The sequence below is a fragment of the Mesocryomonas fontinalis genome (assembly GCF_055730125.2).
In genome coordinates, this window is record NZ_JBUZWG020000012.1 from 130,547 (window position 1) to 146,100 (window position 15,554).

Below are 15,554 nucleotides of genomic sequence, written 5' to 3' on the forward strand. Positions count from 1 at the left end.
CCGGGGCTCACCCCCCTCTGCCCTGCCGGGCATCTCCCCCTCAAAGGGGGAGATCAGAAGCTGCGAGGTCTGCGACAGGCCGATCTCCTCACCCGAGGGGGAGATGGCCGGCAGGCCAGAGGGGGGCGAACTGCCGCAACGGGATAGGCCCTAGAGAGACACCGACGTGACCGCGCATTTCCTGACCCTCCTCCTCGGTACGCTCCTCGACCGCCTCATCGGCGACCCCGACTGGCTGTGGCGTCGCTGGCCGCATCCGGTCGTATGGATCGGCCGGGCGATCGGCGGGCTCGACCGTCGCTTCAACCGCGAGGACCTCTCCTTCGCCGCCCGCCGCCGCAATGGCGCCGTCGCCATTCTCGGGCTGCTCGCGGTGGCCGTTCTGGCGGGCCTGGCGCTGCACGCGCTGCTCGTCCCGCTTGGCGCTGTCGGCCTCGTCCTCGAAGCCGGCATCGTCGGCATCTTCCTCGCACAGAAGAGCATGGCCGAGCATGTCCGCCGCGTCGCCGAGGCGCTTGAGACAGGCGGGCTCGCCGAGGGACGGCGGGCGGTGTCGATGATCGTCGGGCGCGATCCCGACCAGCTGGACGAGGCGGGCGTCTGCCGTGCGGCGATCGAGAGCCTTGCCGAGAACGCCTCGGACGGCATCGTCGCGCCCTTCCTGTTCTATTTCGTTTTCGGCCTGCCCGGCCTTCTCGCCTACAAGGTGGTGAACACCGCCGATTCGATGATCGGCCACATGAGCGAGCGCCACCGCGCTTTCGGCTGGGCCGCCGCGCGGCTCGACGATCTCGCCAACCTCGTGCCCGCAAGGGTCAACGCGCTGATGTTCGCTGTCATCGCCCCGACGATGCCGGGCGCCAGCGGTTTTCGCACGACCTGGTGCGTCGCCCGGCGCGATGCTGGCCTCCACCGTTCGCCGAATGCCGGCTGGCCGGAAGCGGCGGCGGCGGCCGCGCTCGGCCTCGCCTTCGGCGGTCCGCGGCGCTACGGGGCGCTGGTGGTCGATGCGCCGCTGCTGCATCCCGAGGGGCGCCTTGCCGCGACAGGGGAGGACATCGACCGCGCTCTGGTGCTGCTGCGGCGCCTGTCGAACCTCCTGATCGCGCTGGCGCTCGGGCTGTTTCTCGTCGCGGGTCTCGGGTGATTTTCAGCCGGCGCTGACGGCGATCGCAAAGCCCAGCAGTGCGGCGATCTCGGTGAGCTGCTGGGCGGCGCCGAGGCAGTCGCCGGTCTGGCCGCCGAGGCGGTGGCGGATGAATTTGCGGAACTGGCCGAGGATCAGCAGGCCGAGAAGCAGCGGCAGGACAGCGCCGAGCGGCCCGGCGGCGATCCCACTGAGGACCAGCAAGCCGCCGCCGATGAGGCCGGCGGTCCGGCCGGTGCGCGCCGGGGGCTGGCCGATCCGGGCGGCAAGACCCCGCGGATCGGCGCTCGGCAGGCTCGACCAGAGCCAGGCCATGGCGCCGCGGCTCCCTGCCGCGACCGCCAGCACCGCGAGCGCGGCAAGACCGGGCCTCGCCGCGACGAGCTCCGCCAACAGCGAGATGCGGAGCGCCAGCGACAGGACCAGCGCCAGCGCACCGTAGGCGCCGATGCGGCTGTCCTTCATGATCGCCAGCGCCCGGGCCTTCGGCTTGTGGCCGCCGAGCCCGTCGGCAACGTCGCCGAGCCCGTCCTCGTGCAGGCCGCCGGTGACGAGCACCATGGCCGTCACCGCGATCACGGCGATGCTCGGTGCGGACAGGCCGAGCGCGCTGCCGAGGAGGATCAGCAGTGCCGCGGGCAAGGCGGCGACGAGGCCGGCCAGCGGAAAGGCGTGCGCGTCGAGCCCGAGCGGATGCGTGCCGGTGAAGGCGCGCGACGCGGCGGGCAGCCGGGTCAGGAAGGCGAGGGCGCGGAGCGTGCTGGCGAGGAGTAGCGGCATGCGCCTTCATAGCGCGGTCCGTTGCAGCCGACAAAGGCGACAAAACTATACACCGGGTTCGCCGGGCGTTAGAGCAGGACGCCAGACCGCCGCCCTGTCCAGCTCGCCACGAGGTTCTCCATGTCCGCCACCGGCCTTCCCTTCGACGACATCCGCGCTCTCGTGCGGCAGATGCCGGGCCCGGACATTGCCGCCGTCAACGCCAAGCGGGCACGCGAGGGCCAGCTGACGAAGCCCGCCGGCTCGCTCGGCCGGCTGGAGGAGATCTCGGAATGGCTCGCCGCCTGGCAAGGCCGCACTCCGGCGGTGACGCGGCCGCTGGTGGCGATCTTCGCCGGCAATCATGGCGTCGCGGCCAAGGGCGTCTCGGCCTATCCGCCGGAGGTGACGGTGCAGATGGTCTCGAACTTCGCCGCCGGCGGCGCCGCGATCAACCAGATCTGCGCGGCCTACGACCTCGGCCTGAAGATCTTCGACCTCGCGCTGGAAGTGCCGACCGCCGACATCTCGGAAGAGGCGGCGATGGACGAGCGCACCTGCGCGGCGACCATGGCGTTCGGCATGGAATGCCTGATGGGCGAGCCGGATCTCCTCTGCATCGGCGAGATGGGCATCGGCAACACCACCATCGCCGCCGCCGTCTTCGCCGCGCTGTTCGGCGGCGCTGCCAGCGACTGGGTCGGCCCCGGCACCGGCCAGGGCGCTGAGGGCATGGCGCACAAGGCGGCGGTGGTCGAGCAGGCGCTGGCCCTCCATGCCGACCATCTCGGCGACCCGCTGGAGGTGCTGCGGCGGCTCGGCGGCCGCGAGCTTGCGGCGATGGCCGGGGCGATCGTCGCCGCGCGCCTGCAGCGCGTGCCGGTGATCATCGACGGCTACGTCGCGACCGCGGCGGCCGCGATCCTCTGGTCAATCGACAAGTCGGCGCTCGACCATTGCCTGTTCGGCCACGTCTCGGCCGAGCCCGGCCATATCGACGCGCTGGAGGCGATGGACAAGGTGCCGCTGCTGGCGCTCGGCATGCGCCTCGGCGAGGGAACGGGCGCGGCGATCGCGGCCGGCATCGTCAAGGCCGCGGCCGCCTGCCATTCGGGCATGGCGACCTTCGAGATGGCGGGCGTCACCGGCAAGGCATGATCGATGAGGCGCCTCGTCCTTGCGGAGCGCCGCCAGTCCGCAGGGCGCTCTACGCGCACTCGCGGTGGGGCAGGGCGTTCTCGATGAAGGTCACGACGTCCGACGCCTGCATGGCCTTGCCGAACAGATAGCCCTGGCCATTGCTGCAGCCGAGCAGCTTGAGGTGCTCGTACTGGCTGGCGGATTCGATCCCCTCGGCCGTCGTTTCGACGCCGAGCCCCTGACCGAGACCGACGATCGACTTCACGATCTTCGCCTGCTTCTCGTTGCCCTCGAACGAATTGACGAAGCTGCGGTCGATCTTGATCCGGTCGAACGGGATATTGGCGAGCTGCGACAGGCTGGAGAAGCCGGTGCCGAAGTCGTCGATGGCGATCCGGATGCCGGCCTCCCGCAACTGTCCGATGATCGCCATGGCCGCGTCTAGATCCCGCACCACGGCGCTTTCGGTGACCTCGAGTTCAAGGCGCCTCGCTGGCAGGCCGGTGTCCATGAGGATGCGGATGATCCGGAGGCCGAGAAGGCGGTCGGTCAGCTGCGTCGGCGACAGGTTGAAGGCGAGATAGGTGTCGGCCGGCCAGGTCCTGGCGTCGAGGCAGGCCTGGCGCAGCAGCTGGCCCGACAGTTCGGTGATCAGGCCAGCCTCCTCGGCGAGCTCGATGAAGACGGAGGGGGGCACGGCGGTGCCGTCGTCGAGCGTCCACCGGGCAAGCGCCTCGAAGCCGCGGACCGCTCCCGTCTGCATGTCCACCAGCGGCTGGTAGTGCGGGCGGATTCTGCCGCTGATGATCGCCTTGCGCAGCGACCGCTCGAGGTCGATCCGTTCCGCCAAAGCGTTCTGGAGGCTCGGATCGTAGGTGCAGACCGAGTTCCGGCCCTGGCGCTTGGCCGCGTAGAGGGCAAGGTCCGCCTGCTGCATGGCCGCCTCCACCCCAAGCTTCCCGCCGCAAGCTGCAAGGCCCACGGAGGCGCCGACCTCCACCTGGAGATCGGCGATCACCTGGGGATTGCTGAGGACCTGCACGATCTCCTCGCAGAGCGCCTTCGCCGAACTGCCCGTGCGGGGCGTGACGAGGAGAAACTCGTCGCCGCCGAGCCGGATGGCGACGTCGTCCGGAAAGCTCTCGCTCAGGCGGCGCCCGACCGCAACGAGGAGTTCGTCGCCGCCGTGATGGCCGACGAGATCGTTGACCTTCTTAAAGCCGTCGAGGTCGATGGCGATGACGGAGCCGACCAGTGACAGGCCCCAGTCGCCGTCGGCAAGGCGCGCCTCGAGAAAGTGGCGGTTCGGCAGCCGCGTCAGCGGGTCGTGATAGGCGAGCCATTCGGCGTAGCCTTCGGCCTTGTTGCGCTTGAGGGCCTCCCGCTTCAGATCGGCGAGCCGCCGCCAGGCATAGACGAAGCCCAGAAGCCCGGTCGTGAGAAGGCCGAGAAAGAGGTCGTCGGCCTGCCAGTCCTCGTACTTCCTGAAGAAGTCATCCAGCATCTCATGGGCGTCGATATGCCGGAGCAGGCCGAAGGCAACAAGACTGAAAGCCAGGAGGATCACGGCGTCACGGGTGGCCGCGTCGGGAAAGAGGCGCATGCGGATTCTCCCTGCCGCGGATAACGGTAGCTTGCTATTAAATTGATGAAGAATGGTTTGCAGGTCACCTGAAAATGCCGCCGTGATCCGACATTCTCGGCGGAGAGCTCAGGCGGCGAAAAAACCCTGACGGCGAATAAACCCGGACGGGAAAATGCGCTCACCCGCGCGGGCCGTGCGATCCTGCAGCGGTGGGCCGTGGGCCTACTTCGCTTCGCCGGGCTGCTTCGGATAGGTGATCAGGAAGGTCCAGGCGGAGTAGACGGCGATGCCCAGCGTCAGCATGCCCCAGACCTGTTCGCCGTGATACCACTCGACCGCACTCCAAGCCGCCGTCACCGCGACGATGGCGATCCGGCGCCAGAGCGGGCGGAAGAAGGGGTGTTCCTGGTTCGACATCGCCATGCACAAAGCTCCTGCACTGCGGCCGACGGACTTTTTGGACGTCCCCGGCCTCGCCAGCCGGTGATAGGCGGCACGGCGCCCGGCGTAAACCTCAAGGATTGCAGCAGCCGACCGGCCGTCAGTCCTCGCCGGCGAGAGGCGACCGGATGGCCCGAACGGGATCACGACCGGCGGCCAGGATGTCGATGATCCGAATGCCCTGCTCCTCGACCACATAGTAGATCACATGGGCCTTCCAGACATGGCGTCGGCTGCCGGGGAGGACGTCGTCGCTCTTGTGCCCCATCGCCGGCTGGTCGGCGATCAGCGAAAAGATGCCGGAAAGGCCCTCCTGGTATCGCTCGGCCTGCTGGACGCCGAAATATTCGATGGACTGCAAATAGATGTCGATCAGGCTGTCTTCGGCCGCGCGCCGGAAACGAACCCGGCGCATCAAGGGAGCATGCCGCGTGCTCTCGCACGCTGCCGCGCCTCCTCCGTGATCTCGGCAAAGCTTCTCTCGCCAAAGCCGCCGGCTTCCGCCCGCTCCAGTCGCTCGCTCAGTTCCTCCATTGTCAGAGGCCGGCTCTCCCGGTCCTGCCGCAGCAAGGCTTCGACGAAGTCGCTGGCGTCGGCATAGGCGCCTTCCTCGACGCGGCGTGCGACATAGGCGTTGATGTCGTCGGGCAGGGAAATGGAGATCTGTCCCATGTGCGGTCCCTCTTCGTCGATGCCCTCGATATAGCGCAGAGGGCCGGGCTTCGCGATAGCCGGCGGCCGGCGGCGTCAGAGGAAGCCCGCTCTCTCCGCCTCCACCATCTCGCGGATCGCCGCTGCCACCGCGGCGACGGCGGCGTTGCCGCGGGCGCTCTCGTGATAGACCAGCCAGTAGGCGCGGCGCAGCTCCCGCGCCGGCAGGACGCGCTCGAGGCCGGGGCGCTGCCGGGCGATGAAGGCGTGCAGGATGCCGATGCCCGCCCCCGACGCCACCGCCTCGGTCTGCCCGAGCGCCGATGAGATCTCGAAACGGCTGCGGACATTACCGGCGATCTCGGCGGCGTAGTCGAGTGCGGGCGTCGACAGGAGATCGTCGACATAGCCGACCAGCCGGTGGGAGGCGAGATCGGCGAGCGTCTCGGGCCGTCCGTGCACCTCGAGATAGGCGGTCGCGGCATAGAGGCCGAGCGCATAATCGACGAGCTTCTGCGCCACCAGCCGGCCTTCCTCCGGGCGGTCCATGGTGATGGCGATGTCGGCCTCGCGCCGCGACAGCGAGAAGGCCCGCGGCACCGGCACGAGTTGGATGGTGAGGCCCGGATGCCTTTCCGTCAGGACGCCGACGCGGGCGGCGAGGAAGGCGGTGCCAAATCCATCGGGCGCGCCGATCCGGACCGTGCCGCTGAGCCCGACCTCGGCACTGCCGAGCACGGAGCGGGCCGACAGCATCTCCGCTTCCATCCGTTCGGCGCCCGGCAGGAAGGCGGCGCCGTCGGCGGTCAGCGTGCAGCCGTTCGGCCGCCGCTCGAACAGCTTGGCCGCGAGCGCCTTCTCCAGTTGGTCGAGCCGGCGGCCGACGGTCGCGTGGTTCAGCCCCAGCCGGCGGGCCGCGGCAAGGATCTGGCCGGCGCGGGCGACGGCGAGGAAGAGCCGGATATCGTCCCAGTTCACGGGCATTCACTTTCGAACGAAACAGGGACACGGGTTTTTGCACAACGGATGCGCATTGGCATGTCTTGATTCGGTCCCGGTTTGGCGGACACTGCGCGGCATATCGGATCAGGGAGACGGACATGACCAGCATCGGCCACTTCATCGACGGCAAGCGCGTGCCGGGCTCGGCCGGCCGCACGGCCGAGATCTTCAACCCTGCGACCGGCCAGGTCACCGCGCAGCTGTCGCTGGCGACCGCCGCGGACCTGCAGTCTGCGGTCGATGCGGCGAAGGCGGCGCAGCCGGCCTGGGCCGCCACCAACCCGCAGCGCCGGGCGCGGGTGTTCATGAAGTTCGTGGCGCTGCTCAACGAGAACATGCAGGAGCTGGCGGAACTTCTGTCCTCCGAGCACGGCAAGACGATCGAGGATTCCAAGGGCGACATCGTCCGCGGGCTCGAGGTCTGCGAGTTCGTCATCGGCATCCCGCATCTGATGAAGAGCGAGTTCACCGAGGGCGCCGGTCCCGGCATCGACATGTACTCGATCCGCCAGGCGGTCGGCATCGGCGCCGGCATCACGCCCTTCAACTTCCCGGCGATGATCCCGATGTGGATGTTCGCGCCGGCCATCGCCTGTGGCAACGCCTTCATCCTGAAGCCCTCGGAGCGCGATCCGTCGGTGCCGATGCGCCTCGCCGAGCTGATGATCGAGGCCGGCCTTCCGAAAGGCATCCTGCAGGTCGTCAATGGCGACAAGGAGACGGTCGACGGCATCCTGCAGCACCCCGACATCTCGGCGGTGAGCTTCGTCGGCTCGACCCCGATCGCCGCCTATGTCTATGCCGAGGCCGCGAAATACGGCAAGCGCGCGCAGACCTTCGGCGGCGCCAAGAACCACATGATCATCCTGCCCGACGCCGATCTCGACCAGGCGGTCGACGCGCTGATCGGCGCCGGCTACGGCTCGGCCGGCGAGCGCTGCATGGCGATCTCCGTGGCGGTGCCGGTCGGCGAGGCGACGGCGAACGCGCTGATCGAGAAACTGGTGCCGAAGGTCGAGGCGCTGAAGATCGGCCCGGCGACCGACGTCTCGGCCGATTACGGCCCGGTGGTCACCAAGGCGGCGCAGCAGAAGATCCTCGGCCTGATCGAACAGGGCGTCGCGGAAGGCGCCGAGCTGAAGGTCGACGGCCGCGGGTTCAGGATGCAAGGCTATGAGGACGGCTTCTTCGTCGGCTCGTGCCTCTTCGACCACGTCACCCCCGACATGGAGATCTACAAGCAGGAGATCTTCGGCCCCGTCCTCTCGGTGATCCGCGCCAAAACCTACGAGGACGCGATCGCCCTGCCGATGAAGCATGAGTACGGCAACGGCGTCGCGCTCTACACCCGCGACGGCGACGCGGCGCGCGACTTCGCCAGCCGCATCAATGTCGGCATGGTCGGCATCAACGTGCCGATTCCGACGCCGATGGCCTACCACTCCTTCGGCGGCTGGAAGCGCTCGTCCTTCGGCGATCTCAACCAGCACGGCCCGGATTCGATCAAGTTCTGGACCCGCACCAAGACCGTCACCTCGCGCTGGCCGTCCGGCATCAAGGCCGGCGCCGAGTTCTCGATCCCGACGATCTCGCACTGAGGTTCACGCCTCGGTCGATGACGCGGTCTGCCGCCAAGACACCCGGCGGTGAAGCTGTTTCTTCGCCCCTCCGGGGAGAAGTGGCCGGCAGGCCGATGAGGGGGGCGCCAGACGACTGCGCGTCGGTCTTTGGGCGGGGGGCCGCGCTGCCCCTCATCCCGCTGCCGCGACCTTCTCCCCGGAGGGGAGAAGAGGGACGCCTTTATGGCTGCGGCCTTCTCTACTCCGCGGCGGCGGCGATCTCCGCCGCTGCGGCGGACACCGGCTCGCTCGCCTCGACCGGATCGGCGGGCTCCGGGATTGCGGCCGACGGCGCGAAGGCGCGGTTCCAGGCGTCGAGGGCGGCGATCTTGTAGGCTTCGGCGAGCGTCGGATAGTTGAACGTCGACTCCATGAAGTAGTCAATGGTGCCCTTGAGGTTCAGCACGGCCTGGCCGATGTGGACGAGTTCGGTCGCGCCTTCGCCGATGATGTGGACGCCGAGGAGGCGCCGGGTCTTCTTGGAAAAGATCATCTTCATCATGCCGGTCTCGAGGCCCATGATGTGGCCGCGCGAGGTCTCGCGGAAGCGGGCGATGCCGCACTCGTAGGCGATCCCGCGCTTGCGGACCTCCTCCTCGGTCATGCCGACGGTGGAGATCTCCGGCACGGAATAGATGCCATAGGGGAAGAACTCGGGCGGCGGCGGCGGGGCGAGGCCGAAGGCGTGGCAGGCGGCGAGGCGGCCCTGTTCCATCGAGGTCGAGGCAAGGCTCGGGAAGCCGATCACATCGCCGGCGGCGTAGATGTGCGGCACCGAGGTCTGCAGCGTCTTCGGGTCGACGGTGATGCGGCCGCGGTGGTCGCTGGCGATGCCGACGGCCGGAAGGTTCAGCCCATCGGTCTCGCCGACGCGTCCGGCGGCGAACAGCAGCACGTCGCTGGTCACGTTGCGGCCGCTGGCGATCTCGCAATGCGGCCGGCCGGCATGATCGAGCGCGACCGACGTCACCTCGGATCCCAGGCGAATCGAGACGTTGCGGTCGCGCAGTTCGTGCACGAACTCCTCGATCAGCTCCTTGTCGACGAAGTCGAGGAAGGTCTCGCGCGGCTCGATCAGCGTGACGGCGACGTCGAGGGCGGAAAAGATGGTGGCGTATTCGACGCCGATAACGCCGGCGCCGATCACCGTCAGGCTGCGCGGCAGCTTGTCGATGGTGAGGATCTCGTCGCTGTCGAGGACGTTGGTGCCGTTGAACGGGATGTAGGCCGGGCGGAAAGGCCGGGTGCCGCAGGCGATCACCACGAAGGCGGCAGTGTGCACCTCGGCCTCGGTCTCGCTCGAGCGGACCTCGATCTCGTGCAGGCCGACGAACCGCGCCACCCCCTGCACCGTCTGCACGTAGTTGCGGCTGAACTGGTGCTCGAGCACGTCGACCTCGTGCTCCAGCGTCTTCGAGGTGCGGGCGAGCAGGTCGGCGGCGGTGATGTCCTTCTTGACGCGGTAGGACCGGCCGTAGAAGCCGCGCTCCCGCCAGCCGGTAAGGTTCAGCACGGTCTCGCGCATGGTCTTCGACGGGATGGTGCCGGTGTGGACGGAGACGCCGCCGACCTCGGCGCGCTTGTCGACCACCAGCACGGTCTTGCCGAGCTTGGCGGCCTGGATGGCGGCGCGCCGGCCGGACGGGCCGCTGCCGATGACGATGAGGTCGTAGTCTGCCATGTCGGCACTCCTCGGAGCTTTGCGGGCTGCGGCAGGCCGCAGCGTCGCGCCTGCCTAACCCGGCAAGATTGCGCGAGGCCGACACTGAAGCCGTTCATCCCGCGCTGCAACATCAGCCTATATCAAGGCCTATATCAGGGAAGGTCGCGCCCTGGATCAAGGGCGCCGGCTGCGCAGGCCGGACTTTGCGCCCGCCGGCGTCAGGACGGGCTCCAGCGGGGGCGCGGCAAAAGATCGCCGCGAGAGGCGGCTTCGCACTTTGACGGAGCCGGGGAAGCATGCTTCACATCCGGCCATGTGGCAGCGACGCATCGATTTCATCGCCCCGGCCGAGGCCGCGGCACGGTTGCGCGGGATGGGCGGGCTCGCCTTCCTCGACAGCGCCATGCCGCATCCGGGTCTCGGCCGCTACGCCTATGTCGCGGCCGCGCCGTTTGCCGCCTTCACCGTCGACGCCGAGGGCGCCGTGTTCGACGGCGCGCGGCTGGAAGGCCGGCCGCTGGACTGCCTGCGGGAGGTGATGCAGCGCTTCGCGATGCCGGCACTGCCCGGCCTGCCGCCGTTCCAAGGCGGGGCGATCGGCGCCATCGGCTATGATTTCGCCCAGCATCTCGAGGAGCTCGACCGCCCGCCGGGGCTCGACTCGAAGGCGCCGTCGCTGCTGCTGCACTTCTACGACACGATTCTCGCCTTCGACCTCGAGGCGGAAAGCGCGACCCTTCTCTCGTCCGGCTTTCCGGCGGCGGAAAGCGACCGCGCCGCCCGTGCCGAAGCGCGTATCGGCGAGTTCCTCGCGGCACTCGCACAGCCTGCGGCACGCGCTCACGCCGCCGGAAAGGCAGCGCTCGACTGGTCGTCGAATTTTACCCGCGCCCGCTACGAGGCGGCGATCGAGACCGTGCGGGAGTACATCCTTGCCGGCGACATCTACCAGGCGAACGTCGCCCAGCAGTTCACCGCGACGCTCCCCCCGGCGTTCGACGGTTTTGCCTTCTACGAGCGCCTGCGCGCGGTCAATCCGGCGCCGTTCGCCGCCTATCTCGAGTTTCCCGGCCTGACGATCGCCTCCTCCTCGCCCGAGCGTTTCCTGAAGCTTTCGGGGCGGAGCGTCGAGGCCCGGCCGATCAAGGGCACCGCGCCGCGCGCCGCCGACCCCGCCGAGGATGCAGCGCTCGGCGCAGCGCTCGTCGCCTCGGAAAAGGACCGGGCGGAGAACATCATGATCGTCGATCTCCTGCGCAACGACATCGCCCGCGTCGCGACGCCCGATTCGGTCGAGGTGCCGGTGCTCTGCGGGCTCGAGAGCTATGCCGGTGTGCACCACCTGACCTCGGTGGTCTCGGCGACGTTGCGCGGCGACGCCGACGGGCTCGACCTCGTCGCTGCCGCCTTCCCCGGCGGATCGATCACCGGCGCGCCAAAAATCCGGGCAATGGACATCATCACCGAGATCGAGGCTACGGCGCGCGGCATCTATTGCGGCTCGATCGGCTATCTCGGCTTCGACGGCGCGCTCGACCTCAACATCGCCATCCGCACGGTGACGCTGGCGAACGGCCGCGCGACGCTGCAGGCCGGCGGCGGCATCACCGTCCTCTCCGACCCGGCCGCGGAGTACGAGGAAACGCTGACCAAGGCCGCGCGGGTGTTTGCCGCGTTCGAGGCCGCGCCTGCCGAAGCAGAGGCAGAGGCAGAGGCCAGAGCCAGAGCCGGGGCCTGGAACGGGAAAGCGCCCGCCGGGGACGCGGCATGATCCTTGTCGTCGACAATTACGACAGCTTCGTCTTCAACGTCGCCCGCTATGTCGAGCGCGCCGGCGGCCGGACCGATGTGGTGCGCAACGACAAGATCACGCTCGACGAGATCGTGGCGAGGGCACCGCGCGCCATCGTCGTCTCGCCCGGCCCCTGCAGCCCGGCCGAGGCAGGGGTTTCGCTGGAGCTGATCGAGAAGCTGTCGGGCACGGTGCCGATCCTCGGCGTCTGCCTCGGGCACCAGTGCATCGGCGAGGTTTTCGGCGGCCGGGTCGAGCGGGCCCGCCGGCCGCTGCATGGGCGCGCCTCCGCCATCACGCACGACGGCCGGGACCTGTTCGCGGGCGTGCCGAGCCCGATGCAGGCGGGGCGCTATCACTCGCTGATCGTCGAGGAGACCGAGGCGATGGCCGGGCAGCTCATCGTCGATGCCCGTTCGGAGGAGGGGGAGGTGATGGGCTTGCGACACCGCGAGCACCCGACCTTCGGCATCCAGTTCCATCCGGAATCGGTGCTGACCCCCGAGGGCCTCACCCTCTTCAAGAACTTTCTCGGGCTTGCGGAGCGCTGGCATGCAGACCGTCTGGACTAAAGGCGGCTTCGTGCCCGCCGACACCGCGGTCGACGCGCGCGACCGCGGCTTCCTGCTCGGCGACGGGCTGTTCGACACGGCGCTGGCGATCGGCGGCACCGTCTTCCGGCTGAAGCAGCACGTGGCGCGGCTGGCGGCGGCGCTGGAACTCGTGGAAATCCCGGTCGAGACCGCCGAGATCGAGGCGGCGATGACGGCGCTGGCGGAGCGCCAGGTCGACGGCTCGATCCGCCTCACCGTGACGCGCGGCCCCGGACAGCGCGGGCTTCGTTTGCCGTCCGAGCCGGCGCCGCTGATCCTCGGGTCCAGCGCGCCGCTGACGCCCTCGCTGATGTTCGCGCCGATCCGCTGCGCGATGGCCGAGGTGCGCCGAAACGAGACCTCGCCGCTGTCGCGGATCAAGAGCCTCGGCTATCTCGACGCTATCCTCGCCTCGCGCCGGGCGGAGCGGGAAGGCGCGAGCGAGGCGCTGTTCCTCAATACCAAGGGCGTCGTCGCCTGTTCCTCGCTCGGCAATCTCTTCGTCGCCGACGGCATGGACCTCGCGACCCCGCCGCTGAAGGATGGCGTTCTGCCCGGCATCACCCGCGGCTGGGTGATCGAGGAGGGCGAGGATTTCGGCCTTAGACCGATCGAGCGCTCGGTGTCGCCGAAGAGCCTCGACGCCGCCGACGGGCTGTTCCTCACCAACAGCCTGCGGCTGATCTCGCCGATGACGCTGTCCGGCAAAGCCGAGAGCGCCGACGTGCCGGAGGCCGTCCGCCAGCTGATGATCGGGCTCTGCGAGGCGATCGCCCGCGACTGCGGCAAGCACCCGCGCGACCTCGGCGCGAAGCTGCCGGGCTAAGACCTATCGGACGTCAGCGCCGCCCGGCGCCGCCGGCGATCAGCCAGGCCGGATCGAACCAGGTATCGGCCGGGCCGTCATAGGGCACGCGGTTGATGTCCCAGTGCCGGACGAAGGGGGCGTAGACGTCCCAGACGCGCGGGCCGCCGCCGATATAGACGACCCGGTCGGGAAAGCGCGAGAGCACTTCCTGCGGATCCTCGTGCGAGCGGATCTCGACGATGGTGCGGTCGAGCTTCACGAAGGGCGGGAAGGACGCCACGGTGCGCGGGCCGGCGATCAGCACGTGGCCGCGGCTGACCTCGAAGAAGCGCTCGACATCCTCGACGAAGGGGCGGCCGGGATTGCCCTCCCAGGGCAGCACGCCGTCGAGGCCGAGCTGGCCGCTGTGTCCGATCGCGCAGATCACCCTGATGTCGGCCATGTCTTCCTCCGTTGAACGTCGCCACGATGAGCACAAGCCTGCGGCAACCCGCTACAACCGAGCGAAATCGTACCAGGGCCGCCACAACGAAAGGCTGAATTGTCAGTCGTGCAGAGCGGCGGTATGAAGGACTTCGCGCAAATTGCAACGATCGGTCGCACGACTTGAATTGATGAAGGATTAACGCTGCACAGCGACCGCTTCTGCCGATTTGGATCCTTGCTCTTACGGAAGATACCCGGACTTTGACTCCCAGCTTGATCAATGGGCGTAATTCGCCGGTGTCGAGCGGGACCGATACCAGCCATATCGTTCCCTCGCTTCTCTCCATCGCCAAGTCGACCCGCGCCTTCCTGACCCTGGTGCTCAGCGAGATCGACCTGCATCCCGGCCAGGACCAGCTGCTGCACCGGCTGGAGCGGGATTCGCCGGTCAGCGTTTCCGCGCTCGCCGACCAGCTCGCCGTTCGCCCTTCGACCGTCTCCAAGATGCTCGACCGGCTGATCGAGAAGAAGCTGGTGCTGCGGGCCGCGAGCAACCGCGATGCAAGGCGCACCATGGTGATGCTGACCGAGGAGGGCGAGGCGGCCAGGGCCGCGGTCAAAGTGATCTGGAACCGGTTGGAAGCCGATCTCGTCAGTTCGCTGAGCCTTGCCGACGTCGCCCGGGTCACCTCGGTTCTGGACCAGGTCGACGATCTCCTCAGTTCCAAGCTGCGCCGGCTTCGCTAGCGTTTCGAAAAGGCTTCCCGCCCCATCGGCCGGCGCGCCGGTTTGACTTCCGCCCGCCCGGCCTCCTACAGCATCCCCCGGAAACCGGAGCGTTTTCGAGGGGGACGCCGCCTGCAAGGCAGGGGCAGCCGCCTGGATCGGCAGCGCTCCCGTGGCACCTTTCCGAGGCGGCCGGCAGGCGGAGGAGACGGACATGACCGAGACAGCATCGGTAACGCTGAAGACGGGCTCGATCGAGGTCGTCGTCCTCACGGCAGGGGCGTCGATCCAGTCGGTCCACCTCGCCGGGGTCGCGCATTCGCTGGTGCTCGGGACGCCCGACGCGTCGTTCTACGGGCCCGCCAACCGCGCCTTTCTCGGCGCCACCATCGGCCGCAATGCCAACCGCCTCGGCGGTGGCCGCTTGCCGGTGGACGGGACGGTGCACCAGCTCTCGATCAACGAGCCGCCGAACCAGCTGCATGGCGGCACGACAGGGTTCTGGGCGCGCGACTGGACGATCGCGGAAAGCCGGGCGGACCGGGTGGTGATGACCCTCGTCTCCCCCGACGGCGTTGACGGCTATCCCGGCACCGCCAATGTCCGCGCGATCTTCGCCGTCGAGGATCCCGGCACCCTCGTCGTCCGCTTTGAGGGAACCGTCGACCGGCGCAGCGTCCTCAACATGACGTCGCACCTCTACCTCAACCTTTCGGGCGAAGCCTCGACCCGCGATCATCTGCTGCAGGTCGGGGCTGCGGCCTATCTGCCGGTCGATGCGGCGTTGATCCCGACCGGCGCGGTGCAGCCGGTCGAAGGGACGGGCTTCGATTTCCGGACGCCCAAGCGTCTCGCCGACGGGCCGGAGATGCTGGATCATAACTTCTGCCTCGACGGCGGCCGCACGGTCCGGCCACGGCCGGTGGCCACGGTGCGCGGCGGCGACGTCGGACTGCATCTCTCGACCACCGAAAGAGGCCTGCAGGTCTATGACGGGGCGCTGTTCGACGGCACGATCATCGGCCTCGACGGGCAAGGGATCGCCGCCTATGGCGGCATCGCCTTCGAGCCGCAGGAGTGGCCGGACGCGCCGAACCAGAAGGATTTTCCGGCGACGCTGCTCGGCGCCGGCGACGCCTACGCCCATGAGAGCGTCTACCGCTTCCGCCGCGTCTGATCCCGGACGGCGCCGCGGTTTTCTC

Annotated in this window: 16 protein-coding genes; 8 read left to right on the forward strand and 8 right to left on the reverse strand. The window is 68.8% G+C overall.

Features of this window, described 5'->3' with window-relative positions:
• The first annotated feature begins 166 nt into the window (after window positions 1-166).
• Window positions 167-1,147 (forward strand): adenosylcobinamide-phosphate synthase CbiB, encoded by a 981-nt coding sequence (cbiB, locus tag ACZL02_RS23235; protein ID WP_472941075.1) that lies wholly within the window; start codon window positions 167-169, stop codon window positions 1,145-1,147.
• 3 nt (window positions 1,148-1,150) lie between these two features.
• Here cbiB and ACZL02_RS23240 read toward each other — a convergent pair whose 3' ends face one another.
• Window positions 1,151-1,927, reverse strand: a complete 777-nt coding sequence (locus ACZL02_RS23240; protein ID WP_472941076.1) for an adenosylcobinamide-GDP ribazoletransferase — start codon at window positions 1,925-1,927, stop codon at window positions 1,151-1,153.
• Window positions 1,928-2,047: 120 nt separating this feature from the next.
• On the opposite strand from ACZL02_RS23240, the gene cobT reads away from it, so the two are divergent.
• Entirely contained in the window at window positions 2,048-3,064 is a 1,017-nt protein-coding gene (gene cobT, locus ACZL02_RS23245; RefSeq protein WP_472941077.1) for a nicotinate-nucleotide--dimethylbenzimidazole phosphoribosyltransferase, read from the forward strand.
• 49 nt (window positions 3,065-3,113) lie between these two features.
• On the opposite strand, the gene ACZL02_RS23250 is transcribed toward cobT, so the two are convergent.
• From ACZL02_RS23250 to ACZL02_RS23270, 5 genes are all read right to left on the reverse strand, one after another.
• Window positions 3,114-4,649, reverse strand: a complete 1,536-nt coding sequence (locus ACZL02_RS23250; protein ID WP_472941078.1) for a putative bifunctional diguanylate cyclase/phosphodiesterase — start codon at window positions 4,647-4,649, stop codon at window positions 3,114-3,116.
• Window positions 4,650-4,853: 204 nt separating this feature from the next.
• Window positions 4,854-5,054, reverse strand: a complete 201-nt coding sequence (locus ACZL02_RS23255) for a DUF3329 domain-containing protein (RefSeq protein WP_472941079.1) — start codon at window positions 5,052-5,054, stop codon at window positions 4,854-4,856.
• Window positions 5,055-5,172: 118 nt separating this feature from the next.
• Complete coding sequence (locus tag ACZL02_RS23260) at window positions 5,173-5,487, reverse strand: type II toxin-antitoxin system RelE/ParE family toxin (protein ID WP_472941080.1); 315 nt, start codon at window positions 5,485-5,487, stop codon at window positions 5,173-5,175.
• On the reverse strand, window positions 5,487-5,744 hold the full coding sequence (locus tag ACZL02_RS23265; protein ID WP_472941081.1) for a ribbon-helix-helix domain-containing protein: 258 nt from the start codon (window positions 5,742-5,744) through the stop codon (window positions 5,487-5,489). The genes ACZL02_RS23260 and ACZL02_RS23265 overlap by 1 nt, the downstream gene beginning before the upstream one ends.
• 75 nt (window positions 5,745-5,819) lie before the next feature.
• Window positions 5,820-6,707 carry a LysR family transcriptional regulator gene (locus tag ACZL02_RS23270; RefSeq protein WP_472941082.1) on the reverse strand — a complete coding sequence of 296 codons (888 nt, stop codon included), beginning with the start codon at window positions 6,705-6,707 and terminating at the stop codon, window positions 5,820-5,822.
• Window positions 6,708-6,823: 116 nt separating this feature from the next.
• Between ACZL02_RS23270 and ACZL02_RS23275 the strand changes: the two genes are divergently transcribed.
• On the forward strand, window positions 6,824-8,323 hold the full coding sequence (locus tag ACZL02_RS23275) for a CoA-acylating methylmalonate-semialdehyde dehydrogenase (protein WP_472941083.1): 1,500 nt from the start codon (window positions 6,824-6,826) through the stop codon (window positions 8,321-8,323).
• Window positions 8,324-8,543: 220 nt separating this feature from the next.
• Here ACZL02_RS23275 and sthA read toward each other — a convergent pair whose 3' ends face one another.
• A complete protein-coding gene (sthA, locus tag ACZL02_RS23280; protein WP_472941084.1) occupies window positions 8,544-10,025 on the reverse strand; it encodes a Si-specific NAD(P)(+) transhydrogenase in 1,482 nt (493 codons plus the stop codon).
• A gap of 295 nt (window positions 10,026-10,320) precedes the next feature.
• Between sthA and pabB the strand changes: the two genes are divergently transcribed.
• The 3 genes from pabB to ACZL02_RS23295 are packed head-to-tail and all read left to right on the forward strand — an operon-like array spanning window position 10,321 to window position 13,218.
• Window positions 10,321-11,778, forward strand: a complete 1,458-nt coding sequence (gene pabB, locus ACZL02_RS23285) for an aminodeoxychorismate synthase component I (RefSeq protein ID WP_472941085.1) — start codon at window positions 10,321-10,323, stop codon at window positions 11,776-11,778.
• Window positions 11,775-12,371 (forward strand): anthranilate synthase component II, encoded by a 597-nt coding sequence (locus tag ACZL02_RS23290; protein WP_472941086.1) that lies wholly within the window; start codon window positions 11,775-11,777, stop codon window positions 12,369-12,371. Before pabB ends, ACZL02_RS23290 begins: the two co-directional genes overlap by 4 nt.
• Window positions 12,352-13,218: an aminotransferase class IV gene (locus ACZL02_RS23295; protein WP_472941087.1), complete on the forward strand. Its 867-nt coding sequence runs from the start codon at window positions 12,352-12,354 to the stop codon at window positions 13,216-13,218. Before ACZL02_RS23290 ends, ACZL02_RS23295 begins: the two co-directional genes overlap by 20 nt.
• A 13-nt stretch (window positions 13,219-13,231) precedes the next feature.
• Here ACZL02_RS23295 and ACZL02_RS23300 read toward each other — a convergent pair whose 3' ends face one another.
• Window positions 13,232-13,642 (reverse strand): diacylglycerol kinase, encoded by a 411-nt coding sequence (locus ACZL02_RS23300; RefSeq protein ID WP_472941088.1) that lies wholly within the window; start codon window positions 13,640-13,642, stop codon window positions 13,232-13,234.
• Window positions 13,643-13,887: 245 nt separating this feature from the next.
• Here ACZL02_RS23300 and ACZL02_RS23305 point away from each other — a divergent pair, with 245 nt between their 5' ends.
• Window positions 13,888-14,373: a MarR family winged helix-turn-helix transcriptional regulator gene (locus tag ACZL02_RS23305; protein WP_472941089.1), complete on the forward strand. Its 486-nt coding sequence runs from the start codon at window positions 13,888-13,890 to the stop codon at window positions 14,371-14,373.
• A 193-nt stretch (window positions 14,374-14,566) separates the two neighbouring features.
• Window positions 14,567-15,529, forward strand: coding sequence for an aldose epimerase family protein (locus ACZL02_RS23310; RefSeq protein WP_472941090.1), 963 nt, complete (start codon window positions 14,567-14,569; stop codon window positions 15,527-15,529).
• Window positions 15,530-15,554: the final 25 nt, after the last annotated feature.